21 protein-coding genes are annotated in these 23,749 nt (G+C 73.0%); 12 read left to right on the top strand and 9 right to left on the bottom strand.

Translation table 11 applies throughout. From position 1 onward, the window contains the following. Positions 1 to 2 precede the first annotated feature (2 nt). Positions 3 to 1,385 (top strand): hypothetical protein, encoded by a 1,383-nt coding sequence (locus tag AB0M16_RS28330; protein ID WP_365347797.1) that lies wholly within the window; start codon positions 3 to 5, stop codon positions 1,383 to 1,385. Here AB0M16_RS28330 and AB0M16_RS28325 read toward each other — a convergent pair. After that, positions 1,367 to 2,407: a DUF559 domain-containing protein gene (locus tag AB0M16_RS28325; protein ID WP_365347795.1), complete on the bottom strand. Its 1,041-nt coding sequence runs from the start codon at positions 2,405 to 2,407 to the stop codon at positions 1,367 to 1,369. The two genes, AB0M16_RS28330 and AB0M16_RS28325, sit on opposite strands and share 19 nt — an antisense overlap. A gap of 173 nt (positions 2,408 to 2,580) precedes the next feature. Between AB0M16_RS28325 and AB0M16_RS28320 the strand changes: the two genes are divergently transcribed. Further along, positions 2,581 to 2,949: a hypothetical protein gene (locus AB0M16_RS28320; protein WP_365347793.1), complete on the top strand. Its 369-nt coding sequence runs from the start codon at positions 2,581 to 2,583 to the stop codon at positions 2,947 to 2,949. Positions 2,950 to 2,998: 49 nt separating this feature from the next. After that, positions 2,999 to 4,159, top strand: coding sequence for a hypothetical protein (locus tag AB0M16_RS28315; protein ID WP_365347791.1), 1,161 nt, complete (start codon positions 2,999 to 3,001; stop codon positions 4,157 to 4,159). On the opposite strand, the gene AB0M16_RS28310 is transcribed toward AB0M16_RS28315, so the two are convergent. Further along, positions 4,131 to 4,493 carry a DUF192 domain-containing protein gene (locus AB0M16_RS28310; RefSeq protein ID WP_365347789.1) on the bottom strand — a complete coding sequence of 121 codons (363 nt, stop codon included), beginning with the start codon at positions 4,491 to 4,493 and terminating at the stop codon, positions 4,131 to 4,133. The two genes, AB0M16_RS28315 and AB0M16_RS28310, sit on opposite strands and share 29 nt — an antisense overlap. Positions 4,494 to 4,531: 38 nt before the next feature. Here AB0M16_RS28310 and AB0M16_RS28305 point away from each other — a divergent pair, with 38 nt between their 5' ends. Both AB0M16_RS28305 and AB0M16_RS28300 read left to right on the top strand, forming a co-directional pair. After that, complete coding sequence (locus tag AB0M16_RS28305; protein ID WP_365347994.1) at positions 4,532 to 5,269, top strand: A24 family peptidase; 738 nt, start codon at positions 4,532 to 4,534, stop codon at positions 5,267 to 5,269. A 25-nt stretch (positions 5,270 to 5,294) separates the two neighbouring features. Continuing rightward, positions 5,295 to 6,833 carry a DUF2079 domain-containing protein gene (locus AB0M16_RS28300; RefSeq protein ID WP_365347787.1) on the top strand — a complete coding sequence of 513 codons (1,539 nt, stop codon included), beginning with the start codon at positions 5,295 to 5,297 and terminating at the stop codon, positions 6,831 to 6,833. Between the two features lie 9 nt (positions 6,834 to 6,842). On the opposite strand, the gene AB0M16_RS28295 is transcribed toward AB0M16_RS28300, so the two are convergent. Then, positions 6,843 to 8,000, bottom strand: a complete 1,158-nt coding sequence (locus AB0M16_RS28295) for a winged helix DNA-binding domain-containing protein (protein WP_365347785.1) — start codon at positions 7,998 to 8,000, stop codon at positions 6,843 to 6,845. Positions 8,001 to 8,441: 441 nt separating this feature from the next. Next, positions 8,442 to 9,479: an L-glyceraldehyde 3-phosphate reductase gene (gene mgrA, locus AB0M16_RS28290; RefSeq protein ID WP_365347783.1), complete on the bottom strand. Its 1,038-nt coding sequence runs from the start codon at positions 9,477 to 9,479 to the stop codon at positions 8,442 to 8,444. A gap of 110 nt (positions 9,480 to 9,589) precedes the next feature. Between mgrA and AB0M16_RS28285 the strand changes: the two genes are divergently transcribed. The 5 genes from AB0M16_RS28285 to AB0M16_RS28265 all read left to right on the top strand — a co-directional run bounded on the left by AB0M16_RS28285 (position 9,590) and on the right by AB0M16_RS28265 (position 15,451). Beyond that, positions 9,590 to 10,351 carry an isoprenyl transferase gene (locus tag AB0M16_RS28285; protein ID WP_365347781.1) on the top strand — a complete coding sequence of 254 codons (762 nt, stop codon included), beginning with the start codon at positions 9,590 to 9,592 and terminating at the stop codon, positions 10,349 to 10,351. Between the two features lie 336 nt (positions 10,352 to 10,687). Next, a complete protein-coding gene (locus tag AB0M16_RS28280) occupies positions 10,688 to 12,010 on the top strand; it encodes a PhoH family protein (protein ID WP_365347779.1) in 1,323 nt (440 codons plus the stop codon). A 376-nt stretch (positions 12,011 to 12,386) separates the two neighbouring features. Beyond that, on the top strand, positions 12,387 to 13,079 hold the full coding sequence (locus AB0M16_RS28275; RefSeq protein WP_365347777.1) for a transglycosylase SLT domain-containing protein: 693 nt from the start codon (positions 12,387 to 12,389) through the stop codon (positions 13,077 to 13,079). A 126-nt stretch (positions 13,080 to 13,205) separates the two neighbouring features. After that, a complete protein-coding gene (locus AB0M16_RS28270; RefSeq protein WP_365347775.1) occupies positions 13,206 to 14,741 on the top strand; it encodes an AI-2E family transporter in 1,536 nt (511 codons plus the stop codon). After that, positions 14,738 to 15,451 (top strand): hypothetical protein, encoded by a 714-nt coding sequence (locus AB0M16_RS28265; protein ID WP_365347773.1) that lies wholly within the window; start codon positions 14,738 to 14,740, stop codon positions 15,449 to 15,451. Before AB0M16_RS28270 ends, AB0M16_RS28265 begins: the two co-directional genes overlap by 4 nt. A gap of 70 nt (positions 15,452 to 15,521) precedes the next feature. On the opposite strand, the gene AB0M16_RS28260 is transcribed toward AB0M16_RS28265, so the two are convergent. Together AB0M16_RS28260 and AB0M16_RS28255 are read right to left on the bottom strand one after the other, a co-directional pair. Next, positions 15,522 to 16,055 carry an alkyl hydroperoxide reductase gene (locus AB0M16_RS28260; RefSeq protein ID WP_365347771.1) on the bottom strand — a complete coding sequence of 178 codons (534 nt, stop codon included), beginning with the start codon at positions 16,053 to 16,055 and terminating at the stop codon, positions 15,522 to 15,524. 2 nt (positions 16,056 to 16,057) lie between these two features. Beyond that, positions 16,058 to 16,612: a peroxiredoxin gene (locus AB0M16_RS28255; protein WP_365347769.1), complete on the bottom strand. Its 555-nt coding sequence runs from the start codon at positions 16,610 to 16,612 to the stop codon at positions 16,058 to 16,060. Between the two features lie 133 nt (positions 16,613 to 16,745). On the opposite strand from AB0M16_RS28255, the gene AB0M16_RS28250 reads away from it, so the two are divergent. Further along, a complete protein-coding gene (locus AB0M16_RS28250; RefSeq protein WP_365347767.1) occupies positions 16,746 to 17,708 on the top strand; it encodes a hydrogen peroxide-inducible genes activator in 963 nt (320 codons plus the stop codon). Here AB0M16_RS28250 and AB0M16_RS28245 read toward each other — a convergent pair. Genes AB0M16_RS28245 through AB0M16_RS28235 form a run of 3 tightly spaced genes read right to left on the bottom strand, consistent with a single transcriptional unit; the run spans position 17,695 to position 21,301 of the window. Beyond that, positions 17,695 to 20,100 carry an FtsX-like permease family protein gene (locus AB0M16_RS28245; RefSeq protein WP_365347765.1) on the bottom strand — a complete coding sequence of 802 codons (2,406 nt, stop codon included), beginning with the start codon at positions 20,098 to 20,100 and terminating at the stop codon, positions 17,695 to 17,697. The genes AB0M16_RS28250 and AB0M16_RS28245 overlap by 14 nt on opposite strands. After that, the gene (locus AB0M16_RS28240) at positions 20,097 to 20,780 is read right to left on the bottom strand and encodes an ABC transporter ATP-binding protein (protein WP_365347763.1); all 684 of its coding nucleotides are present in this window, start codon (positions 20,778 to 20,780) and stop codon (positions 20,097 to 20,099) included. The genes AB0M16_RS28245 and AB0M16_RS28240 overlap by 4 nt, the downstream gene beginning before the upstream one ends. Continuing rightward, positions 20,777 to 21,301 carry a PadR family transcriptional regulator gene (locus tag AB0M16_RS28235; RefSeq protein ID WP_365347761.1) on the bottom strand — a complete coding sequence of 175 codons (525 nt, stop codon included), beginning with the start codon at positions 21,299 to 21,301 and terminating at the stop codon, positions 20,777 to 20,779. The genes AB0M16_RS28240 and AB0M16_RS28235 overlap by 4 nt, the downstream gene beginning before the upstream one ends. A 251-nt stretch (positions 21,302 to 21,552) precedes the next feature. Between AB0M16_RS28235 and AB0M16_RS28230 the strand changes: the two genes are divergently transcribed. Further along, entirely contained in the window at positions 21,553 to 23,733 is a 2,181-nt protein-coding gene (locus AB0M16_RS28230; RefSeq protein ID WP_365347759.1) for a transglycosylase domain-containing protein, read from the top strand. The last annotated feature ends 16 nt before the right edge of the window (positions 23,734 to 23,749 follow it).

Here is a 23,749-nt window from a genome sequence, read left to right as displayed (position 1 = left end):
CGATGCGCAGGGTCGCGGTCGCCGCGCTCGTCCTGGGGGTTCTGGGCACGCCCGCCACCACCGGTACCCCGGTCACTCCCGTCGCACCACCCCGGCCCTCGGGGTACCGCAACGCCCCCGACGCCACGCCCGTCCGCGCGGGTTCGCTGCTGCCCGGCCCCGGCACGTACACCGACAGCGTCGCGCGCGGGGAGACCCGCTCGTACCGCGTGCGCCTCGACGGCTCCTCGAACGTCTTCCTCTCCGCCGTCCTCGCCCCCGCACCCGGTGCCGCCGTCGACGTCGTGGACGGCGTCGCGCTGTCGCTGCGCACCGCGTCCGGTCTGCTGTGCGGCATGCGCACCGACGTACGCCTCTACGGCGAGACAGCAAGGCCCGTCGCCGACTACGTCAGCCGGCGCGTCGAACCTGGCCGGGACTGCCAGGAGGCGGGGGAGTACGACTTCGTCGTCGAGGGAGTGGGCCGGGACGGTGACGCCGGTCGGGGGGCGGCCTGGCGCTGGAACCTGGAGCTCGGATACGTCGTGGAGCCCGCGCCCGGCCCCGGCGACGAGCCTCCGCCCCTGCCCCCTGCCTCGGCGTGGAGCACCGACCCGCCGGCCGGCTTCGGCGACGACGCCTCCGGGCGCGGCCGGACGGCCCGCGGCGGCACCGGCTTCAACGACGCCGCGCCGCTCGCCGGGGCCGGGACCTGGCGGGACGAGCTGCGGCCGGGGGAGAGCCGCTTCTACCGGGTGCCCGTCACCTGGGGGCAGCAGCTCTTCGCCCGCGCGCGGTTCGGCAACACGACCGCCCCGTCAGGGGGTTCCGCGCTCCCGGACGGGCTGCGGCTCGCCCTGTACAACCCGGCGCGCGGTGCCGTCGACGAGCGCAAGGCCCTGTACACCGGGGACCCGGCCACGCTTCTCCTCGCCACCGCTCCCGCCGCGTACGCCAACCGCACCGAGGGCGCGACCGACGCCGTCAGCGCGATGCGGTTCGAGGGGACCTACTACCTCCAGGTCAGCCTCGACCGGCGGGCTCCCGGACCGGTCCCCCTGGCCCTCGACCTCGCCCTTCCCTCGCCGTCCGCGGCCTCCGGCGGGGACGGCGAACCGGCCTCCGGCGGGGACGGCGAACCGGCCTCCGGCGGGGACGGCGGCTCCGGCCCCGCTGCCGGTCCCGACTCCGGTCCCGACTCCGGTCCCGCCCGCGGCGGGACCTCGGCTTCCCGACCCGGTCCGGACCCCGTTCTGCGCGCCGTCGGCATCGCCGGGATCTCCACCGGCACCGCCCTGGTCGTGGCCCTCGCCGCCTGGCCCCTGCTCCCCTCCCTACGTCCCCGTCCCCGTCCCCGTCCCCGGTCCCGGTCCCGACCCCGTGGCCGTCACGCCCGCGGGGCGTGACGACCGGCCAGGTCCGGATCGGCGCAGTCGGCCAGGGCCGCCCGGATCGTGGCCGTCATGCGCTCCGGGTGCGTGAAGACCTCGCGGGCCGTGAAGCGCAGCACGCGGCGGACGCCCAGGCAGTTCTGCAGCTCGTTGAAGCGGTGGACGTCGCGTTCGTGGGCCTCGCGGGTGCCGTGATAGGCGAAACCCTCGATCTCGACGACCAGGCCGGCGGCCCGGAAGTAGAAGTCGGGGTGCAGCGGGCGGCCCGCGCGGGTGTGCAGGGTCGGCTGGACCTCCGGGTGCAGGTCCGCGTCCCGCATCCGCAGCCGGGCGACCGTCTCGGCGGGCGAGCCCGCGCCCGGCACGGCGAGCGGCAGCCAGCGGCGGGCCGCGGGGCCGCCCGCACGGCGGGGCGCCGCGAGTTCGACGGCCAGCTCCTCGGGCCGGACGAGCGCGGCGCGGCGCAGGCCGCCGACGATGCGGGGGGAGAGCGCCGAGTCCGCGACGACCACGGCGGCCTCCCGGCTGCCGGCGGTCCGTATCAGGTCGCCGGCCGTCCGTGCCGGGTTCGTCACCCGCAGCCCGTGCCGCAGTGAGCAGTCCCGGTCGGTCAGCAGGGACGTCGTGCGGACGCGCAGTCGTGTCCGTGGCGGTATCCGGCCATGAGCGGCTCGGCCCTGGTGGGGCGTGAGTGGTCTGCGAGGTCCGCCGGCCGCGGGGGACGTGAAGTCCAGGATCTCCACGGCCCCGTCCGGGTGCCCGTACCCGCCCGGCCCGTGGCCCTCCAGCACGTCGATGCGGTGCAGTGCCGCCGCCGTGGCGTGACTGCACACCAGGTCCGGACGCAGCAGCTGGACCGCCCTGGCCAGCACCCGCCAGTCCACCTCCTTTCCCGGGACCGCCCACGCGCCCCGGCAGATCCGCTGCCAGCCGTCCCTCCGCAGCCGCCGGTCCAGCCGTCCGTGCGGCCAGCCCGCGGCGAGCGCCCACACCGTGAGCAGCACCCCGCCCCTGGCGAGTCTCAGCAACTCGTACACATGCGCAACGATCCACGGACGGGGGACACTTCGCATCCCCTGTGGAAAACCCGGCATAAGACGTCGTCAGGAAAGCGCAAAAGCGACGCGCCGGGGCAGTTCAGGAGGAGCATCCTGGTCTCCAGGCCTCCCAAAAGGGCAAAAGTGCAGAGTGCTTTCGAAGTGGGCAGCCCATGACGACCACGACCCCGAGCAGCGTCCAGCTGGTCAGCGATCTCGTCGCCCGTGTTCCCGCGTTCCGTGACGCGTACGACACGCACGTCTTCAACCAGGGCGGTGTCCTGCCGCACGTCTTCTTCTGGAACGTCGTCCAGCGGACCGTCGGCTCCTTCCTCGGTGAGGACGGGGGCGGCGTCGACTGGCGGTGCACCCTCGACTTCCTGGAGGAGCAGAGCTGCCGGGGCGTCCTCGGCATCGACGAGGTGATCGTCACCTCCTTCCTCGGCGACCTGCCCGCTCCCCACGAGCCGGGGCACGAGATCGTGGGGCAGCTGGGCCCGGTCCTGGCGGCCAGGTTCCTGCGCATGCGACCGGGCGGCTGACAGCGGCCAGGTTCCTGCGCATGCGACCGGGCGTCTGATAATCGATCGCATGTCCCGCACCACCCCCGCCCCGCCAGGAGCCGTCTCCACCCGGGTCGCCCCGCCCCGGAGCGCCCGGCCCCGGTTCACCCCGCCCTGGGCCGCCCTCGGCGCCTATGCCGCCACCCGCGTCCTCGGTCTCGCGGTGCTCGCTGCCGCCGCGGCGGTCACCGGCAAGGACGGGCTGCACCGGCTCATGGGGCGCTGGGACGCGGTCTGGTACACCCGGATCGCCGAGCACGGCTACGGCTACCAGGTCACCCTGCCCGACGGGGGCGTCCACGCGGACCTGGCCTTCTTCCCGCTGTTCCCCGCCCTCGAACGCGGTCTGTCCACCGTCCTGCCGGTCGACGCGGCCACCGCCGGGCTGATGGTCTCCTGGACCGCCTCGCTCGCCGCCGCCTGGGGCATCCACGCGGTCGGCGCGCAGGTGACGGGCCGGCCGCGGGTCGGCGTGCTGCTCGCGGTCCTGTGGGGGGTGTACCCGACGGCGTTCGTGCAGTCGATGGCGTACACGGAGACCCTGTTCACGGCCCTCGCCGCCTGGTCGCTCCTCGCCGTGCTGCGCGGGCGCTGGATCCTGGCGGGCGCCCTGTGCGCGGTCGCCGGTCTGACCCGGCCGACCGCCGCCGCACTGGTCGCGGCGATCGGGATCACCGCCGTGGTCACCGTGGTGCGCGAGCGGAGGCTGCGCGCCCCCGTCGCAGCGGGCGCGCTCCTGGCGCCGCTCGGCTGGCTCGCGTACATCGTGTACGTCGGCGTCCGTCAGGGCGCCGCCACCGCCTACTTCGACGTCCAGGCCGCCTGGGGCAACTCCATCGACGGCGGCGTCGCCCTCGCCCGCTTCATCGCCGGACTGCCGTGGCCCGCCGCCCTCGGCCTGTGCGCCGCGCTCGGGCTGCTCGGGTGGCTGGTCGTCCTGTGCGTGCGGCAGCGGCAGCCGCTGCCGCTGCTCGTGTACACGGTGGCCGTGGTCGTGATCTCGCTCGTCGGCGCCGCCTACTTCGGGTCCCGGCCGCGCCTGATGATGCCCGCCTTCGGGCTGCTGCTGCCGCCGGCGGTGGCGCTGGCCCGGCTGCGTGGCCGCACCGCCGTCCCCGTGCTCGCCGGCCTCGCGCTCGCGTCCGCCGCCTACGGGGCCTTCACGCTGCTCGGCTCGGGTCCGCCGTGACGGACACGCCGCGCCGCAGCCCCCACTCCGCCATCGCGCCGCCCGCCGCCTCCAGGACGTGCCGGCCGCGCGGCCGGATCATGCCGAGCCTGCCCGGCCGCATGGTGACGACGTCGAGGACGGTCCACGAGCGGTCGAGGTAGGCGACGTCGATGGTGAAGCGCATACCGAAGGTGTGCACGCTGTTCGTCGGCGTGATGAGCAGGGCCCCGTCGATCCCGTCCCGGCCGAGCAGCCCCCGCCGCCGGGCCCGGTAGGAGGCCGCGATCTCCAGCGGCACCGCCCCGCCCGGGGTCTCCAGCAGGCCTGCTCCGTCATGCCAAGTCCTCCCCATGGGGGAGACGGTAGCCCTAGGGTCGGGCCGTGGACGTCCTGTTGCCGGTTCTGGTCACCGTCGCCGCCCTGTGGGGTGCGGCGGCCGGGCTGCTCGTTCCCCGTGCCGCGTACCGGCTGTCGGTCGACCCGGACGAGCCGTGGCGGGCCGCCTGCCCGGCCGGCCATCCGTTCGCGGGACCGGCCCGCGGCTGGCTGGGCGGTCCGGGGCGGTCCGGGTGTGCGACCAGCTCCGCGCCGCTGACCGCGCCGCTGCTCACCGCGCTCGCCTGCGCCGCGCTCGCGGCGGCCACCGGCGGTCCGCGGCCCGAACTGCTCGTGTGGCTGCTGGCCGCGCCGTTCGGCACGCTGCTCGCCTGCGTCGACGTGCGGGTGCACCGGCTGCCCGACCGACTGACCCTGCCGCTCGCCGCCGCGCTGCCGTTGCTGCTCGCGGTCGCCGCGAGCCTGCCGTACGCGGCCGGATCCTGGATCCACTCCCTGCTCGGGGCGGCCGCGCTCGGCGGCGGCTATCTGGTCCTGTTCCTCGTCCACCCGAACGGGATGGGACTCGGCGACGTGAAGCTCGCGGTCCCGCTCGGCGCGGCGCTGGGCTGGTACGGCTGGGGCGTGCTGTTCCTCGGGGCGTTCGCCGGGTTCCTGCTCGGCGCGCTGTACGGCCTGGGGCTCGTCCTCACCCGACGGGCGCGCCGTGACACGGCGATCCCCTTCGGGCCCTTCATGATCGTCGGCGCTCTCCTCGGCCTGCTGCTCGGCGCGTTCACCGCCCTCCCCTGAACGGGTGCGCCTAGCATCACGCCATATGCGGACAATCGATGAGAAAGCGTCACCGAACCGACGTGAAGCGGCGCTCCCCGACCCGCCCGCCACCACCCCCTGGTACCGCCGCCCGGCCCTCGTCCCCTGGGCCTGGGCGTCCGCCCTCTGCCTGCTGTACGCCACCGTCGCCGTGCGGCGCCACCTCCTCATGCGCACCACCGGCTACGACCTGGGCATCTTCGAGCAGGCCGTCCGCGCCTACGCCGAGCTCCGCGCGCCCGTCGTCCCGCTGCGCGGCGAGGACTTCAACCTCCTCGGCGACCACTTCCACCCGCTGCTCGCCACCCTCGCCCCGCTCTACCGGCTGGGGCCCTCCCCGCTCACCCTGCTCGTGGCCCAGTCCGCCCTCCTCGCGCTCGGCGCCGTCCCGCTGGTCCGCTGGGCACGGCGCGCGGTCGGCCCGCGCGGCGCCCACGCCGTCGCCCTCGGCTACGGGCTGAGCTGGGGCGTCGCGTCCGCCGCCGCCTTCGACTTCCACGAGGTCGCCCTCGCCGTCCCCCTCCTCTCCTTCTCCCTCGAAGCGCTCGGCCGACGCCGCTGGACGGCCGCCGTCGCCTGGGCCGCGCCGCTCCTCCTCGTCAAGGAGGACCTCGGGCTCACCCTCGCCGCCGTCGGCGGGTACATCGCCTTCCGGGCACACCGGGGCGGCGGGGGGCGCACGGACCGGCGGGCCCGCACGCTCGGCCTCGCCACCCTCGCCGCCGGCCTCCTCGGCTCGTTCCTGGAGATCAAGGTCCTGCTCCCGGCCTTCGCCCCCACCGGCGGCTACGCCCACGGCGGCCAGCTAGCCGCCGCCCACGGCTCGCTGCTCGGCGCGCTCGCGCACGCCCCGCTCGACCTGCTCCGCCCCGACACCAAGGCGACGACCCTGATCCTCGTCCTCGCACCGTCGGCGCTGCTCGCCCTGCGCTCCCCGCTCGTCCTCGTCGCGCTGCCCACCCTGGCCTGGCGCATGGCCTCCGAGAACGTCTTCCACTGGGGCACCGCCTTCCACTACAGCGCGATCCTCATGCCCGTCGTGTTCGCCGGGCTCCTCGACGTCCTCGGCCGCGAGTCCAACCCCCGCGCCGTGCGCGCCGCCCTCGCCACCGTGCTCGCGGTCACGGCCGCGCTGCTGCCCTCCTTCCCGCTGGCACAGCTCGCCCAGCGGGCCACCTGGCACACCACCGCGCACCTGGACGCCGCCCGGGCGCTGCTCGCGCGGATCCCCGACGGCGCGACCGTCGCCGCCTCCAACCGGCTCGCCCCGCAGCTGACTTCGCGCTGCACGGTGGTGCTCTTCCCGACCTTCCCGGTCGGCGGCCGGCTCTACGAGTACCGGCGCACCGACCTGCCGCGGCCCACCGCCGAGTGGATCGTGCACGACCCGGAGGCCCCCGAGGCCTGGCCGTACCGACGGGGACACTGGCCCTACCCCCTGGAGCAGCAGCAGGCGGAGCTGTCGGCGGCCGTCGAGAAGTACGGCTACACGCTCGTCGCGCGCCGCGACGGGATCACCCTGCTGCGCCGCGACCGCCGCTGAGGCGGCCCGTCAGGCGTGTGCCCCGACCGTCACCGTCCCCACCGTCAGCTCGGCCCGCCCCTCCAGGACCGCCGCCACCCGCTCGGCCTGCGCCGCCAGGTCCCGGAGCCGGGCCGGCGACAGCGTGCGCAGCGGCTCGACCGTCACCGCGATCCGCTTCCCGGACCGGCGCTGGTGCCAGACGCCCGCCACCGTGCCGTCGACGAGCAGCACCGGGAAGTTCCCGGCCTGACCGCCCGCCAGGGCCCGCTCGTAGGCCCGGCCCGGGAAGAGGCGGGCGCGCGGCTGGGACGCGACGGCGAAGGCGTCGAAGTACGGCAGCAGCCGCACCCCGCGCGGCGGCCGCTCGTCCGGGAAGCCGGTGTCGCCCGCGGCGACCCAGGCCGCCGCCCCGTCGAAGGACACCTCCTCGACGCGCCCCGCCCCGGCCAGCGAGGCGAACAGCTCCGTCGCCCAGCCGGCCGGCGCCGCCAGCCACTTCGCGAAGTGCGCCGGGGTCGCCGGCCCGTACGCGCGCAGATAGCGCTCCACCAGCTCCCCGAGGGCCCGCGGCCCCGCCAGCGGGCGCACCCCGGGGTTCGTGTACGTGACCTTGCGGCCCCGGTCGCGGCCGAAGCCCAGGACGCCCCGGTGCGCGGCCACGTGCGTGATCTGCCGCCAGCGGGGCCACTTCTCCTGGAAGGCGTCCATCACCCGGTCGCCGGCCCAGGGGCCGGTGCGCGCCACGATCGCGTCGGTCAGCTCGTCCACGGTGAGCTCGGCGTCCGTCAGCGCGTCGGCGATCGCCGCCAGGACCTCGTCCGTCTGCGGGGCCGTCATGCGCACGTGCGGCGGCTGCCGGCCCGTCCGGTCGGGGAGGGCGGACAGCGCGCCGGTCCACATCGGCAGGTCGTCGGCCGCCAGCAGGTGCACGGTGCCGCGCGGTCCGTACGTCTTGACCAGCGCGCGGTCCTGCCACAGCGCGGCCCGTACGTCGGCCCGCGTCCCGTCCGTCCTGCGCAGCGCCACGGACAGCTCGGCCGCCGACAGGACCTGGGCGTGCGCGCCGAGCATCGCGGCGGCCACCGCGGCCGGAGAGGCGTCCGCGGGCTCGTCGAGGAACTGGCGGCGGATCCGGCGCGCGTCGGCCTGCGCCCAGGTGACGTGCGGGGGAGGGGAGGTCGTCATGGGCCGACCGTAGGGGCCTTGTAGGCCAGGGTCCGTCCGCTTCGAGGAACACGCCGCGGAGCCTGTCGGCCGGTGGCGTGTGCCGCCTCGCCGCGTCAACCGGGCGACCTGACGGAGGGGTCCCCCGTCGGAGGTACGGATTCCGCCGCCACGCCCGGGCGCAAACCCGCCACGGGGCCCTACAGCCCTTGTCCCGCTTGGCCTCCGGCGAATCCGAGGGCGACCGGTCGGCGCACGTGGCACGCAGCACGACTAATGAAGGGTTATGGTGGAAACCCCCCCTCGGGCCGGTCCGTATCCCCCCCACGGACCGGCCCGTTTTCTTTGCCCGCCCGGGCGGGCCGGCGTGCCGGCGACGGGCGGACCCGGTCCGCCGGCGTCCCACCGGTCCGAGGCGCCGACGACGGGCGGGCCCCCTTTCCCCCTGTCGCGGTCGGCGCGTCAGCCCCGGCCGGCCCAGATGTTGGTGCCCTCGGTGTCGACGGCGAAGGAGTCGATCTCCTTCAGCTCCTCCTCGGTGAGCGGAGCCGCGGCGAGCGCCGCCACGTTCTCCTCCAGCTGAGCGACGCTCGACGCGCCGATCAGGGCGGAGGTCATGCGCTCGTCGCGCAGCACCCAGCGCAGCGCCAGCTGGGCGAGGGACTGCCCGCGCCGCTCGGCGATGTCGGCGAGGCCCCGCAGCCGCCGCAGCACCTCGTCGGACAGCAGCTCCGGGTCGAGGGACTTGCCCTGGGTGGCCCGGGAGCCCTCCGGAATGCCCTTCAGGTACTTGTTGGTGAGCAGGCCCTGGGCCAGCGGCACGAAGGAGATGCAGCCCATGCCGGCCGCCTCCAGCGTGTCGAGGAGGCTGTCCTCCTCCGTCCACCGGTTGATCATCGAGTACGAGGGCTGGTGGATCAGGGCCGGGACGCCCATCTCCTTCAGGATCCGCGCGGCCTCGGCGGTCTGCTCGCTCGTGTAGGAGGAGACGCCCACGTACAGCGCCTTGCCCTGCTGGACGGCGGAGGCGAGCGCCCCCATCGTCTCCTCCAGCGGGGTGTGCGGGTCGAAGCGGTGCGAGTAGAAGATGTCGACGTGGTCGAGGCCCATCCGCTTCAGCGAGGCGTCGAGCGACGACATCAGGTACTTGCGGGAGCCCCACTCGCCGTACGGCCCGGGGTGCATCAGATAGCCGGCCTTCGTCGAGACGATCAGCTCGTCCCGGTAGGGCGCGAAGTCCTGTGCGAAGAGCTTGCCGAAGTTCAGCTCGGCGGAGCCGGGCGGCGGTCCGTAGTTGTTCGCCAGGTCGAAGTGGGTCACGCCCAGGTCGAAGGCGCGGCGCAGGATCGCCTGCTGCGAGGCGAGGGTGCGGTCGTCGCCGAAGTTGTGCCACAGGCCCAGCGAGATCGCGGGGAGCTTGAGCCCGCTGCGGCCGGTGCGCCGGTACTCCATGGCGTCGTAGCGGTCCGCGGCGGCGCGGTACAGGGGGGAATCAGTCACGTATCTCTGCTTATCACGGACTTGTGACAGTCCCGGGCTGGGAGCCGGTTACCCGTCCGCAGTAATGTGGCGGCCTCGGGGGCCGACACTGCATGGAGGGGTAAAGAACAGTGAACCTGCGCGACCTGGTGTACGGGCTCTACGCACGCCGGGTGGAAGGCCGACTCGACCACGCCCAGGTGCCCAAGCACATCGGCGTCATCCTCGACGGCAACCGGCGCTGGGCCAAGGCCTCCGGCGGCACCCCCGAACAGGGCCACAAGGCCGGCGCGGACAAGATCCAGGAGCTGCTCGGCTGGTGCGCCGAGACCGACGTCGAGGTCGTCACGCTCTGGATGCTCTCCACCGACAACCTGAACCGTCCCGAGGAGCAGCTCCTCCCGCTGCTCGGGATCATCGAGGACGCCGTACGGGCGCTCGCCGCCGACGGGCGCTGGCGGGTGCACCACGTGGGCACCCTCGACCTGCTGCCGGCGCGCACCCAGTCCGTCCTCAAGGAGGCCGAGCAGGCCACCCTGGACAATACGGGCATACTCGTGAACGTCGCCGTGGGCTACGGCGGCCGGCAGGAGATCGCGGACGCGGTCCGCTCGCTGCTCCTGGAACACGCGGAGCGCGGCACCAGCTTCGAGGAGCTGGCGGAGATCGTCGACATCGACCACATCGCGGAGCACCTCTACACCCGCGGGCAGCCCGACCCGGACCTGGTGATCCGCACCAGCGGCGAGCAGCGCCTGTCCGGTTTCATGCTGTGGCAGAGCGCGCACTCGGAGTACTACTTCTGCGAGGTGCACTGGCCGGCCTTCCGCAAGGTCGACTTCCTGCGGGCGCTGCGCGACTACGCGGCCCGGCACCGCCGCTTCGGCAACTGACGCCCCCTCGGCGGCATCGGCACCTTCCGTCACCCCCTGTTCACGAACACGCCGTCATATGCCATGGCATGACGGCGTGTGTTCGAGGGCATATCCCTGGTGAAGTGAGCGGCACGGAGACCGCCACCCGGGAGGCCCTTTGCACCAGGACGACCGTGCAGGACATGTACGGACGAAGCGGAGGGCCGGCGCTCGGCCCGCGCATCGTGGCCTGAGCCCGGTCCCATTCCGCCGCGACGTCCGCTCCGTCGGCAGCCTTTCCGGCGGCCCTTCCGCCGGAGCGGGCCCGTCGCAACCCCGACCTCACAGGGGTCCTCGAAGGGGGTCTGTCCTTCCGTGGTGACCAGCACTAAGCGCCGCTTGTCCGACAGGCGCACCTATGTTCTCGACACCAGCGTCCTGCTGGCCGACCCCAGCGCGATGTCCCGCTTCGAGGAGCACGAAGTCGTGCTTCCCATCGTCGTGGTGACCGAGCTGGAGGCCAAGAGGCACCACCCCGAACTCGGTTACTTCGCCCGGCAGGCCCTGCGCCTGCTGGACGACTTCCGGGTCCGGTACGGACGCCTCGACTCCCCGCTCCCCATCGGGGACCTGGGTGGCACCCTGCGTGTCGAGCTCAACCACTCGGACCCCGGGGTCCTCCCGGCCGGCTACCGGCTCGGGGACAACGACTCCCGCATCCTCGCGGTCGCGCGCAACCTGCAGGCGGAGGGGTACGACGTCACCGTCGTCTCCAAGGACCTGCCGCTGCGGATCAAGGCGTCCTCGGTCGGTCTCCTCGCCGAGGAGTACCGGGCCGAGCTCGCCATCACGGACTCCGGTTGGACCGGGATGTCCGAAGTCGCGCTGTCCGCCGACCAGGTCGACCTGCTCTACGACCAGGAGACGCTGTACGTGCCGGAGGCGGCCGAGCTGCCGGTGCACACCGGTCTCGTGCTGCAGTCCGAGCGGGGCAAGGCGCTGGGCCGGATCACGGCCGAGGGCAACGTGCGCCTGGTGCGAGGTGACCGGGAGGCCTTCGGCATCCGCGGCCGCAGCGCCGAGCAGCGGATCGCGCTCGACCTGCTGCTCGACCCGGACGTCGGCATCGTCTCCATGGGCGGCCGGGCCGGCACCGGCAAGTCGGCGCTCGCGCTGTGCGCGGGCCTGGAGGCGGTCCTGGAGCGCCGTCAGCACCAGAAGGTGATGGTCTTCCGTCCGCTGTACGCGGTGGGCGGGCAGGATCTCGGCTATCTGCCGGGCACCGAGGCCGAGAAGATGAGCCCCTGGGCGCAGGCGGTCTTCGACACGCTCTCGGCGGTGGCCGGCCGCGAGGTGATCGAGGAGGTGCTGGGCCGCGGGATGCTGGAGGTCCTGCCGCTCACCCACATCCGAGGCCGCTCGCTGCACGACGCGTTCGTCATCGTCGACGAGGCCCAGTCCCTCGAGCGGAACGTCCTGTTGACCGTTCTGTCCAGGATCGGGGCGAATTCCCGTGTGGTGCTGACCCATGACGTCGCCCAGCGCGACAACCTGCGGGTGGGTCGGTACGACGGAGTCGTCGCCGTGGTCGAGAAGCTGAAGGGGCATCCGCTCTTCGCGCACGTCACGTTGACCCGCTCCGAGCGCTCGCAGATCGCGGCGCTCGTGACCGAGATGCTGGAGGACGGTCAGATGTGATCTGTCCCGAATGAGGTGATTCGCACCCCAGTTGGCGCCGCCCGGCAAAGCGCGAGAGCTTAGCCGGGCGGCGTCGTGCTGTCCGCCGTATCGACCAAATCCCGTACGTCCGGCCCGGTGTGAGCTTTCACACGCAACATGGAATTGCCTTGCGGCGTCACCGTCCGGCAGAGTCTTGCTTCCGTCAGGCCCCGCATACGGCACACGTGCACCCTCAGGGGTGTAGCACCACACAACTCAACAGCCGTTCGCCGTATGCCGCCCACAGCACCACGGGCCCGTGTCTTCTGTGACCCAGTAGTCGGAGACCAGCGTCAGGGGCACGATTTTTCGCCCGCTTGGTCACCCTGTGCGGGCGATGCTGGAAGGAAACCGTGTGAGCCGGATCTCGGTCCGGGGATTCGCGGTGGCTTCGGCCACTGCGGTCACCACCGTCGGCGCCGTCGTCGGCGTCGCCTCGGGCAATGCCGCGCAGGCCGACGACAACTTCGAGGCCACCGCGGCCGACGCCACGCTGCTCGCGGACATCCCCGCGGGCCAGCAGGCCCAGGTACAGGTCGCCACCCTCGCGGAGCAGGCCGACGCCCAGGCGGCCGCCGCCGACTCCGTCGCGCGCAAGTCCGCCGAGGAAGCCGCCCGCATCCAGGCCGCCAAGGACGCCGAGGCCAAGAAGGAAGCGGCCGACAAGGCGGAGAAGGAGCGCAAGGAGGCCGAGGCCGAGCGCGCCAGCCGGTCCGCCCTGCGTGACGCGTCGAGCTTCGCCGCCCAGGGCTCGTACAGCATCTCCGAGGTCAAGGCGATCGCCCGCCAGATGATCCCCGGCGACCAGTTCCAGTGCTTCAGCAACATCGTGGACCACGAGTCCGGCTGGAACTACACCGCGACCAACGCCTCCTCGGGCGCGTACGGTCTCGTCCAGGCCCTCCCCGGTTCGAAGATGTCCACGGCCGGCGCGGACTGGCGGACGAACCCCGCCACCCAGATCAAGTGGGGTCTCAGCTACATGAACGGCCGCTACGGCAGCCCCTGCGGCGCCTGGTCGTTCTGGCAGGCGAACCACTGGTACTAGGAGACGGCGCCCGGTGTTCCCACCGGCCCCCGCTCAACCCCGCGAAGCCCCTCACCGTCCTTCGGTGAGGGGCTTCGCCCGTGCAGGGGTGTAGGTTCAGGGATCCGAGGGGGGAGAGGGAAGAGCATGTCGAGACTGCCAGGATGGCTGCGCCGCGTGGGCGACGGCCTGAGCCGCATGGGCGAACGCCTGGACGAGCGGCGGGCGGAGACCGAGCGCGCCACCGCCACCGCCGTCGGCGCGCCGCCGCACGCCGTCCCGGAACCCGTGCCCGCCCTCGCGACCGCCCAGGCCACCCCGGCCGCACCGGCCGCCCAGGCCACCCCGGCCGCACCGGCCGCCCAGGCCACCCCGGCCGCCGCCCCGGCCCCGGCGCCGGTCGCGGAACCCGCCGCCGACCCGGACCCCGCGCCGCGGCCGACCGTCGCGGAACCCGCCGCCGAACCCCCGGTGGCCGCCGCCTCGGTGCCGGCGCCGCCCGCCTACGCGCCCGCCGTCGCCGCCCGCCCCGACCCCGTGGCCGCCATTCCCTGGGGCATGCGGGTCGCCGCCGAGGCGAGCTGGCGCCTGCTCGTCCTCGCCGGCACCGTCTGGGTGCTCATGAAGGTGATCAGCTCCGTGCAGCTGGTCGTCCTCGCCTTCGTCGCCGCGCTCCTCATCACCGCCCTGCTCCAGCCCACCGTGGCCCTGCTGCGCCGGAAGGGCCTGCCGCGCGGGCTCGCCACCGCCGTCACCGCGGTCACCGGCTTCGTGATCATGGGACTGGTCGGCTGGTTCGTGGTCTGGCAGGTGATGGACAACATCGACAACCTGTCCGACCGGGTCAAGGACGGCATCGAGGAGCTCAAGCGCTGGCTGCTCGACAGCCCGTTCCACGTCACCGAGCAGCAGATCAACGACATCGCCAAGAACCTCAGCGACACCATCGGCGCCAACGCCGAGCAGATCACCTCCGCCGGACTCCAGGGCGTGACCGTGGTCGTCGAGGCGATGACCGGCATCCTGCTCGCCATGTTCTCCACCCTCTTCCTGCTCTACGACGGGAAGAAGGTCTGGGAGTGGACGCTCAAGCTGGTGCCCGCCCAGGCGCGGCCCGGTGTCGCGGGCGCCGGCCCCCGGGCCTGGCGCACCCTGACCGCGTACGTCCGCGGCACGGTGCTCGTCGCCCTGATCGACGCCGTCTTCATCGGCCTCGGCCTGTGGTTCCTCGACGTGCCGATGGCCGTGCCGCTCGCCGTGTTCATCTTCCTCTTCGCGTTCATCCCGCTCGTCGGCGCCGTCGTCTCCGGCGCCCTCGCGTGCGTCGTCGCGCTCGTGACCAACGGGGTGTTCACCGCCCTCATGGTGCTCGTGGTCGTGCTCGCCGTGCAGCAGATCGAGGGCCATGTGCTGCAGCCGTTCATCCTCGGGCGGGCCGTGCGGGTGCACCCCCTCGCGGTGGTCCTGGCGGTCGCGGCCGGCGGTCTGACCGCCGGCATCGGCGGCGCCGTCGTCGCCGTCCCGCTGGTCGCCGTCGCCAACACGGTGGTCGGCTACCTCCGCGCGTACAGCACCGAACAGGCCCTGCGCGCCGCCCCCGAGCCCAGAGGGGCGACCGCCCACGAGGTGGCGCCGACCCCGGCGCCCGGCTCGGCCGACCGGGTTCCGGGAGGCCGCGCGTGATCTCCGAGCCCGAGCTGGTCAGCGGCCCGGACGGTCCCGGCGCCGGCCCCCCGCCGCAGCAGGTGTGGGCGGAGCCGCCGTGGCCGCAGCCCGCGCCCGGTCCGCAGCCGGTCACCCCGCGTGCCCGCCGCCCGTGGCTGTGGGCGCTCGGCGGCGCGGCGCTCGCCTCGGCCGTGTGGGCCGGCGGGCTCTACGCGTACGACAGCGCGGGCCCCGACCTGCGCGGCTACCGCACCGACCGCGACCCCTGCCAGGTGGGCCGGTTCGACGGGCTGACCGCCGCGATCGGGCCCAAGGGGCCGTCCATGAACGAGCCGCTGAAGGTGGACGAGCCCGCACTCTTCCAGTGGGGGTGCAGCGTGAGCCTGGCGAAGGGGAGCGCACGCTACAGCGCCAGCGTCGACTACTCCCTGCACCGGGTCACCGACCCCGGCCCCGAGTTCGAGGCCCGGATGGCCGATCCGCAGATCAGCGAGCTGGGCGACCGGATAGGCGGATTGGCGGAGTTCGCCTACGTGGGCCAGATCAGCGGCGGAGGCGTCTGGGTGAGGGTCGTGGACGGGCAGGCCGAGGTCTCCCTGACCGTCATGCCGGAGATCTGGGACGAGAAGAAGAACCGGTACGTGGAGTCCCCGGATCTGGACCCGGTCGCCCTGCAGACCTATCTCGTCGAGGACATGCGGCAGCTGATGGACGCGCTCAGGAAGTGAGCGGATGGCGCGAAGGCCCCGGGGTTCTCGCAACCCCGGGGCCTTCGGTCTGCCGTATGTACGGCGGGTGCTACTCGGCGAGGACGGCCTCGGCGTCGAGCGTCACGCCGACCGCCTGGATGACCGAGGCGATCTTCACGGCCTCCTGGATCGTCTCGCGGTCGACACCGGCCTTGCGCAGCACCTGCTCGTGCGAGTCCAGGCACTGGCCGCAGCCGTTGATCGCGGACACGGCCAGCGACCACAGCTCGAAGTCGACCTTCTCGACGCCCGGGTTGCCGATGACGTTCATCCGCAGACCGGCGCGCATCGTCCCGTACTCGGGGTCCGACAGCAGGTGCCGGGTCCGGTAGAAGACGTTGTTCATCGCCATGATCGCGGCGGCCGACTTCGCAGCCTGGTACGCCTCGGGCTTCAGGTTGGCCTGGGCCTCGGGCTCCAGCTCCTTGAGGACCTTCGGCGAGCGGGAGGCGATGGCGCAGGCCAGCACCGTGCCCCACAGCTGCTGCTGCGGGAGCTCGCTGTTGCCGATCACCGAACCGAGGTTCAGCTTCAGGTCCTTGGCGAAGTCCGGTACGGCGGCCTTCAGCTCATCGAGCGCCATGCTCACTCACCGGCCAGGAGCGCGGCGGCGTCGAGGGTGTCCTCGCCCTTGTTCCAGTTGCAGGGGCACAGCTCGTCGGTCTGCAGGGCGTCCAGGACCCGCAGGACCTCCTTGGGGTTACGGCCGACGGAGCCGGCGGTCACCATGACGAACTGGATCTCGTTGTTCGGGTCCACGACGAAGACGGCGCGCTGGGCGAAGCCGTCCGCACCCTCGACGCCGCAGTCGCGCATGAGCTCGTGCTTCGAGTCGGCGAGCATCGGGAAGGGCAGGTCACGCAGGTCGGCGTGGTCCTTGCGCCAGGCGTGGTGGACGAACTCGGAGTCGCCGGAGACGCCGAGGATCTGGGCGTCGCGGTCGGCGAACTCGTCGTTCAGCTTGCCGAACGCCGCGATCTCGGTCGGGCAGACGAAGGTGAAGTCCTTCGGCCAGAAGAACACCACGCGCCACTTGCCCTCGTAGGACTTGTGGTCGATCTGCGCGAACTCCTTGCCGCTCTCCAGCGACACGCAGGCGGTCAGGTCGTAGGTGGGGAACTTGTCACCGACAGTGAGCACGCGCTCTCCTTACAGGCCGGAAGGGTCCCTTTTGAGGTCTTCCGTGAGGGGTTGGACGGCCCCCAGCATGGCACGGAGTGCATTGATCAGTGAAATAGCTAGAGTGGGTCGGGTTGATCGAAGGTGGTTATCAGTGAATCCAGTGCGCCGGGTGAAGCAGCCCAGCCTTTCCCAGCTCAGAGCATTCGCGGCGGTCGCCGAGCAGTTGCACTTCCGGGACGCCGCGGCGGCCATAGGGATGAGCCAGCCGGCCCTCTCGGGCGCGGTCTCCGCGCTGGAGGAGGCACTCGGTGTCCAGCTCCTCGAGCGTACGACCCGCAGGGTGCTGCTCTCGCCGGCGGGGGAGCGGCTCGCGGTGCGCACGCACGCCGTGCTCGACGCGGTGGGCGAGCTGATGGAGGAGGCGGAGGCGGCGCAGGCGCCGTTCACCGGGGTGCTCCGGCTCGGGGTCATCCCGACGGTCGCGCCCTACCTGCTGCCGAGCGTGCTGCGGCTCGTCCACACCCGCTATCCCGAACTCGACCTCCAGGTGCACGAGGAGCAGACCTCCTCGCTGCTCGAAGGGCTCGGAGCCGGGCGGCTCGACCTGCTGCTGCTCGCCGTCCCGCTGGGGGTCCCGGGGGTCACGGAACTTCCCCTCTTCGACGAGGACTTCGTGCTCGTCACCCCCGAAGGGCATCCGCTGGCCGGCCGGGCCGACATCCCGCGCGAGGCGCTCCGGGAGCTCAAGCTGCTGCTCCTGGACGAGGGGCACTGCCTGCGCGACCAGGCCCTCGACATCTGCCGGGAGGCCGGACGCACGGACGGGGCGCCGGTCACCACCACGGCGGCCGGCCTGTCGACGCTGGTGCAGCTCGTGGCCGGCGGGCTCGGCGTGACCCTGCTGCCGCGCACCGCGGTGAAGGTCGAGACCGCCCGTAACCCGGCCCTGTTCACGGCGGACTTCGCCGACCCGGCGCCGTCCCGGCGGATCGCCCTGGCGATGCGGACGGGAGCGGCCCGCCAGTCCGAGTTCGAGGAGCTGGCGGGCTCGCTCCGGGACGCGATGAGGCGTCTGCCGGTACGGATCGTCCGGGCGGGGGTCACTCCGTCCTGAGGCCGTCGGCCCGCATCAGCCGCCACAGCAGCGGCAGGCTCAGCAGCGTCACCACCGCGATCAGGGCCGCGCCGACCCCGGTGATCGGCAGGAAGACGAACCAGTCCTCGACCTGCTTGCCGATCATCCGGAGCAGCACCACGCCGAGTGCGAGGCCGCCCGTCACCGCGAGGGCGAGGCCGAGCAGGATCGGCACCGCGGTCTGCCACAGCACCGACCAGCCGAGGGTGGCGCGGCGGGTGCCGAAGGCGACCAGCGAGGACAGCAGCCGCTTGCGGTCCCGGAGTTGCTCCAGGGTGGTGACCAGGAGCGAGACGGCGACCAGCAGCATGGTGAGGGTCGCGCCGATCAGGATGCCGGTGCGGACGCTCGAGAACTGCGCGTCGCGCTCGAAGTTCTGCAGGGTCTGCACGCGGGTGAGCGGATCGAGGGCGGCGACCGTGTTCCGTACGTGCTCGGAGGCGTCGGGCACCGCCGGGTCGATCCGGATCATCGCCGTGGCCCCGGGGGACTCCAGCCGGCTCGCGTCGAGGGCCTTCGGGGTGGCGAACACGCCGAACTGCATCCGTCCCATCGGGTCGAGCCGGGAGTCCACCGTGCGTGCGGTCGCCGGGATGCGCCAGGTCGGCATCGGGCCGTCGCCCCGCCGGGCCCCCGGCTCGCGCAGCGCGACCACCGCGCCGGGCCGCGCCGTCCTGGTGACCCAGGCGTCGTCCGCGCCGCCGTCCCGGCCGTGCGCGAGCGCGACGAAGACGTCGCCGTCGGCGCAGGACGGCAGGTGTGCCAGCTCCCTGAGGGAGGCGCAGTCGCCCACCACGACCGAGGTCAGCGGCCCGATCTCCTCCCCCTCGGGCGGCGGTCCGGGAGGGTAGGCGTAGGACTCGATGGTGCCGACCACCCCGGTGACGCCCTCGGTCCTCGACAGCGCGTCGATGGCCTTGCGGGCGTCGTCGCCGCTCCTGGCGTCGACCCGGGTCTCCATCTGGGCGCGGGCGGTGTCCATGTTGGTGGGCCGCATGAAGTCGTTCTGCATCGCCTGGAACAGCATCGACAGGGCGATCGCCCCGGCGGCGGCCACGACGATGCCGCTGACCGCGCGGGCGGCGGTGCCGCTGCTCAGCTGAAGCCTGCGGGTGGCCAGCTGCCAGGCCACCGGCCCGCCGCGCAGCCGCTTCACCAGGGCCTCGACGAGCCAGGGCAGCAGCGTGGTGAGCCCGATGAGGGCGAGGGCGGCGCCGAGGGCGATCCCGACGGTGTCGATCTGGGTGCCGGTGGCCTCGACGTCGCCGACCGTCGGGACGAGCACGGCCGCGCCGAGGACGAGCAGGAGCAGTCGCCAGAGCAGCCGGCGCGGCCTGGGCGTGGCGGCGCGGACCACGCCGAGCGGTTCGACGGCCACCCCGCGCAGGGCGAACAGGCCGACCACGACCGCCGAGACGGGCACCACCGCGATGATCACGGCGGCGAGCCAGGGCACCGGCGTCACGTCGGACGGGAAGGCGTTGACGTCCCAGATCTGCACGGTCCCGGCGAGCTGCCGGGCCGCGGCGAAGAAGCCGACGCCGACGGCGAGGCCGAGCAGGGATCCGGCGAACGACTCGCCCGCCGCGATCCGCCGGGTCATGGCCGTGTCCGCGCCGACCAGACGCAGGGCGGCCAGCCGCCGGTCGCGCTGTTCGCCGCCGAAGCGGACGGCGGTCGCGATGAACACGAGCACGGGCAGCAGCAGGACGACGCAGGCGATGACGACGAGCAGCAGGAGGAACGCGTTCATCGGTTCCTCGGGCACGGACCAGCCGTAGGTACGCCCGCGCCCGTCGTAGTTGTCGGTGGTGAGGGTGTCGGAGCCGGCGACGTAGCGCAGCTCGGCGGGGCCGATCAGTCCCGGCTGGGTGAGCGTGCCGACGATCTCGTAGGGCAACCGCGGCTTGAGCAGGGCGCCTTCGGGGGAGTCGAGCAGGGCGCGCAGGGCCGGGGAGACCACCATCTGGCCGGGCCCGGGGATCCGGTCCGCGCCGGGCGGCACGGCCGCCTCGGGGCCCTCGGGCCGCAGGAGCATCCCGGTGACGGCGGCGTTGCGGTAGCTGGTCTCGTGCCGGACGTAGAGGAAGGTGTCGCGGCCGGGCTCGAGGATCTCGTGGCTGGCGTCGGGCTGCCGCTCCGACTCCCGCACCTCCCGCTGGAAGGTCATGGCGGGCAGCGAGGCGGCGACGAGCAGCAGGGCGACGCCGAGTCCGATGCCGGTGGCGGTGAGGACGGTGCGGAGCCGGCTGCCGCGCCCGCCGGTGACGGCGAACCGGGCGCCGAGCGCCAGGTCGCGGAGCCAGGCGCGCGGGCCGGTGCCGGTGCCGGTGCTCCGACCGGACGCCGCGGCGGGGACGGGGTCGCTCATACCGCCCACTCCGTGTTCCGCACGCTGCCGTCGCGGACCACGACCTCGCGGTCGGAGTAGGCGGCGACCCGGGCCTCGTGGGTGACCAGGACGACGGCGGCGCCGGTGTCCCGGGAGGCGTCGGTGAGCAGCTGCATCACCCGCTCGCCGTTGAGCGAGTCGAGCGCGCCGGTCGGTTCGTCGGCGAAGATCACCCGGGGTGCGGTGACGAGCGCGCGGGCGACGGCGACCCGCTGGCCCTGGCCGCCGGAGATCTCGCCGGGGCGCTTGCCCGCCACCCCTTCGACCTCCAGACGGGCCAGCCACTCCCGGGCCCGGGCCTCGGCCTGCTTGCGGCGCTCGCCGTTGAGCCGGAGCGGCAGGGCGACGTTCTCGACGCAGCTCAGCTCGGGCACGAGCTGGCCGAACTGGAAGACGAAGCCGAAGTCGGAGCGGCGCAGGGCGCTGCGCTGCCCGTCGGTCATCGCGGTGAGCTCGCGGCCGTCGTAGTGGATGGTGCCGGCGTCGGGGCTGACGATGCCGGCGAGGCAGTGCAGGAGGGTCGACTTGCCGGACCCGGACGGGCCCATCACCGCGACGACCTCGCCGGCCCGCAGGGTGAAGTCCGCTCCGGCGAGGGCGGGGGTCGAGCCGTACGCCTTGTCGAGGCCCGTCGCGGTGAGCAGGGGTGCGGTGGTCACGGGCGGATCTCCTCGGCGAGCCGGTCGAGGCGGGCGGCGGTCAGCTCCAGCCAGCGCAGGTCGGCCTCCAGGTGGAACAGCGCGTGGTCGCAGATGAGCTGGTCGGCCAGGTCGCCGTCCTTCTTCCGCCGGGTGAGCTCGCGCATCAGTCGCAGGTGCTCGGCGCGCTGGACGTCGAGCAGCTCGGCGGCGCCGCGGCCGGTGAGCAGGGCGAGGACGACCTTGGTGTAGAGCGTGGACTGGAGGTACGGCTCCGGCTTCTCGGGGGTGGCCAGCCACTGCTCGACGTCGGTGATGCCGGCCTCGGTGATGGCGTACCGCTTGCGCTCGGGACCGCCGCCGGCCTCGACGCCGTCGACCTCGACGAGGCCGTTCTTCAGGAGCCGGGACATCGTCGAGTAGACCTGCCCGTAGTGGAGGGGCCGGTCGTGGCCGAAGCGCTCGTCGAAGGCGCGCTTGAGGTCGTAGCCGTGCCGGGGGCCGGACTCCAGGAGTCCCAGAAGGGTGTGACCGATGGACATACCCGCCACTGTACACGCGGTGTATACGCGGGGTGTATAGCCCTCGGGAGGCCTGCCGCGGGCACGCGGGCACCCCTCGAACGGGAACTCTGTGACCGGCGGCACACAACCATCCCGACCTGTGGAGCGTCGGTTCCCTCGGGAGTGGGTGCTCATTCTCACGCCCGGAAAAGCCGGATCGGTCGCCGTTTGTCGCGATGGCCGGTGTTAGCTTGCTGAGCTGATTCACGACGAGCGGAGCGATCGAGGACATGGGCCGTACGGGTAAGAGCCAGGCGGACAAGGGCGGGCGCATACGCCGCCTCTTCACCTGGAAGAAACTCCTGGGCACGTTCTTCGTGGGCTGCCTGCTCGCCATGGGCGCCTTCTACGCGCTCTATCTGATGGTCCCGGTGCCGGTGGCCAACGCGGACGCGACGCTGCAGAGCAACGTCTACAAGTACGCCAACGGCAAGGTCATGGCCCGCACGGGCAAGATCAACCGCGAGATCGTGGGCCTGGAGAAGGTGCCCCTGGACGTCCAGCGGGCGTTCGTCGCCGCCGAGAACAAGACCTTCTACAAGGACAACGGCGTCGACGTCATGGGCACCGCCCGCGCCGCCTGGAACACCCTGACGGGCAAGGGCAAGCAGGGCGGTTCGACGATCACCCAGCAGTACGTCAAGAACTACTACCTGAGCCAGGACCAGACGGCGACCCGCAAGCTCAAGGAAATGGTCATCGCCATCAAGGTGGACCAGCGCATGAGCAAGTCGGAGATCCTCGCCGGCTACATCAACACCAGCTACTACGGCCGCAACGCCTACGGCATCCAGGCCGCCGCCCAGGCCTACTACGGCGTCGACGCCACCAAGCTCACCGCCGCCCAGGGCGCCTACCTCGCCTCCGTGCTCCAGGCCCCCAGCCAGTACGACTGGACCTTCGCCGGACCTGAGGGCCGCAAGCTCGTCGAGCAGCGCTGGAACTACGTCCTCGACAACATGGTCGAGGAGGGCTGGCTGGACGCCGGCACGCGGGCCGGCCTGAAGTTCCCCGTCCCGCAGAAGCCCAAGGCCCCCAAGGGCCTCAGCGGCCAGAGCGGCTACATCGTCGAGGCCGCCAACCAGGAGCTCGTGCGCCAGGGCGTCAGCGAGGAGGACCTGAAGGCCGGCGGCTGGACGATCACCCTCAACATCGACGAGAAGAAGCAGAAGGCCCTGGTCAAGGCGGTCGACGAGGAGCTGGAGGACAAGCTCGACCGCAAGGGCGACAAGAAGCAGGCCACCGTCCAGGCCGGCGCCACCTCCGTCGACCCGAAGACGGGCGCGGTCGTCGCCATGTACGGCGGCGTCGGCGCCACCGAGCACTGGACGAACAACGCCACCCGGCGCGACTACCAGCCCGCCTCGACGTTCAAGCCGATCGTGCTCGCCTCCGCCCTCGACAACGACGCCGAGACCCAGGACGGGCGCCGGATCGGCCTCGGCACGATCTACGACGGCACCAGCAAGCGCCCGGTGGTCGGCAGCGACATCCGCTTCGCGCCGGAGAACGAGGACGACCAGAGCTACGGCCCCGTCACCGTCCAGAAGGCCACCAACAGCTCGATCAACTCGGCCTACGCCCAGATGATCGTGGACGTCGGCCCCAAGAAGGCCAAGCAGACCGCCCTCGCGCTCGGCCTGAAGGACGGCAAGGACTTCGGCGAGACCCCGGCGATGTCGCTCGGCGTCATGGGCGCCTCCACCATGGACATGGCCGGCGCCTACGCCACCCTCGACAACCACGGCAACAAGGTCACCCCGACCCTCGTGAAGACCGCCGAGCACAAGGACCGCAAGGTCGAGGGCGTGCAGTCGATCGGCGAGCGGGTCATCAGCCGCGAGGCCGCCGACACCACCACCAAGGCGATGCAGGGCGTCGTCCAGAGCGGCTCCGGCTTCCGCGCCGCCGGCAACTATCAGGCGGCCGGCAAGACCGGTACCTCCGAGAACAACCGCTCCGCCTGGTTCGTCGGCTACACCCCCGAACTCGTCACCGCCGTCGGCCTCTTCGGCGAGGACGCCAAGGGCAACCAGGTGACGCTCACCGACACCATCAACCCGGGCCGCGCCAACGGCGGCCGCACCCCGGCCCAGATCTGGGGCGCCTACACCACGAAGGCGCTCGGCGGTGGCTCCGACGCCACCTTCGACCTGCAGACCGACGGCACCTCCGGCGGCGACACCGGCCCGACGCCGACCCAGACCACCGGGTCGCCGACGCCGACCCCGACGGCCACCGGCGAGGCCACCACCCCGCCGCAGCCGCCGACCTCCACGGCCACCACGCCGACGCAGCCGCCGACGGCGACCGGCACGACCCCGCCGGAGCCGACGCCGACCCGGACGAGGACGACCGACCCGACGATCCAGCCGCCCCCGGACGGCATCGTCGACGGCCGCGACGGCTGACCCACCGACCCGCACG

Origin of the sequence: Streptomyces sp. NPDC051921, from assembly GCF_040680975.1 — a bacterium.
Taxonomy (GTDB): domain Bacteria; phylum Actinomycetota; class Actinomycetes; order Streptomycetales; family Streptomycetaceae; genus Streptomyces.
The sequence above is the reverse complement of the archived record's forward strand: the minus strand, read 5'-3'. Positions and strand labels throughout refer to the sequence as shown.

Bases quoted from the DNA above. Each gene is read 5' to 3' on its own strand.
- AB0M16_RS28230 (WP_365347759.1), top strand. From the start codon at position 21,553: ATGGGCCGTACGGGTAAGAGCCAGGCGGACAAGGGCGGGCGCATACGC.
- AB0M16_RS28235 (WP_365347761.1), bottom strand. From the start codon at position 21,301: ATGTCCATCGGTCACACCCTTCTGGGACTCCTGGAGTCCGGCCCCCGG.
- AB0M16_RS28300 (WP_365347787.1), top strand. From the start codon at position 5,295: ATGCGGACAATCGATGAGAAAGCGTCACCGAACCGACGTGAAGCGGCG.
- AB0M16_RS28270 (WP_365347775.1), top strand. From the start codon at position 13,206: ATGTCGAGACTGCCAGGATGGCTGCGCCGCGTGGGCGACGGCCTGAGC.
- AB0M16_RS28330 (WP_365347797.1), top strand. From the start codon at position 3: ATGCGCAGGGTCGCGGTCGCCGCGCTCGTCCTGGGGGTTCTGGGCACG.
- AB0M16_RS28310 (WP_365347789.1), bottom strand. From the start codon at position 4,493: ATGGGGAGGACTTGGCATGACGGAGCAGGCCTGCTGGAGACCCCGGGC.
- AB0M16_RS28245 (WP_365347765.1), bottom strand. From the start codon at position 20,100: ATGAGCGACCCCGTCCCCGCCGCGGCGTCCGGTCGGAGCACCGGCACC.
- AB0M16_RS28295 (WP_365347785.1), bottom strand. From the start codon at position 8,000: ATGACGACCTCCCCTCCCCCGCACGTCACCTGGGCGCAGGCCGACGCG.
- AB0M16_RS28315 (WP_365347791.1), top strand. From the start codon at position 2,999: ATGTCCCGCACCACCCCCGCCCCGCCAGGAGCCGTCTCCACCCGGGTC.
- AB0M16_RS28260 (WP_365347771.1), bottom strand. From the start codon at position 16,055: ATGGCGCTCGATGAGCTGAAGGCCGCCGTACCGGACTTCGCCAAGGAC.
- AB0M16_RS28320 (WP_365347793.1), top strand. From the start codon at position 2,581: ATGACGACCACGACCCCGAGCAGCGTCCAGCTGGTCAGCGATCTCGTC.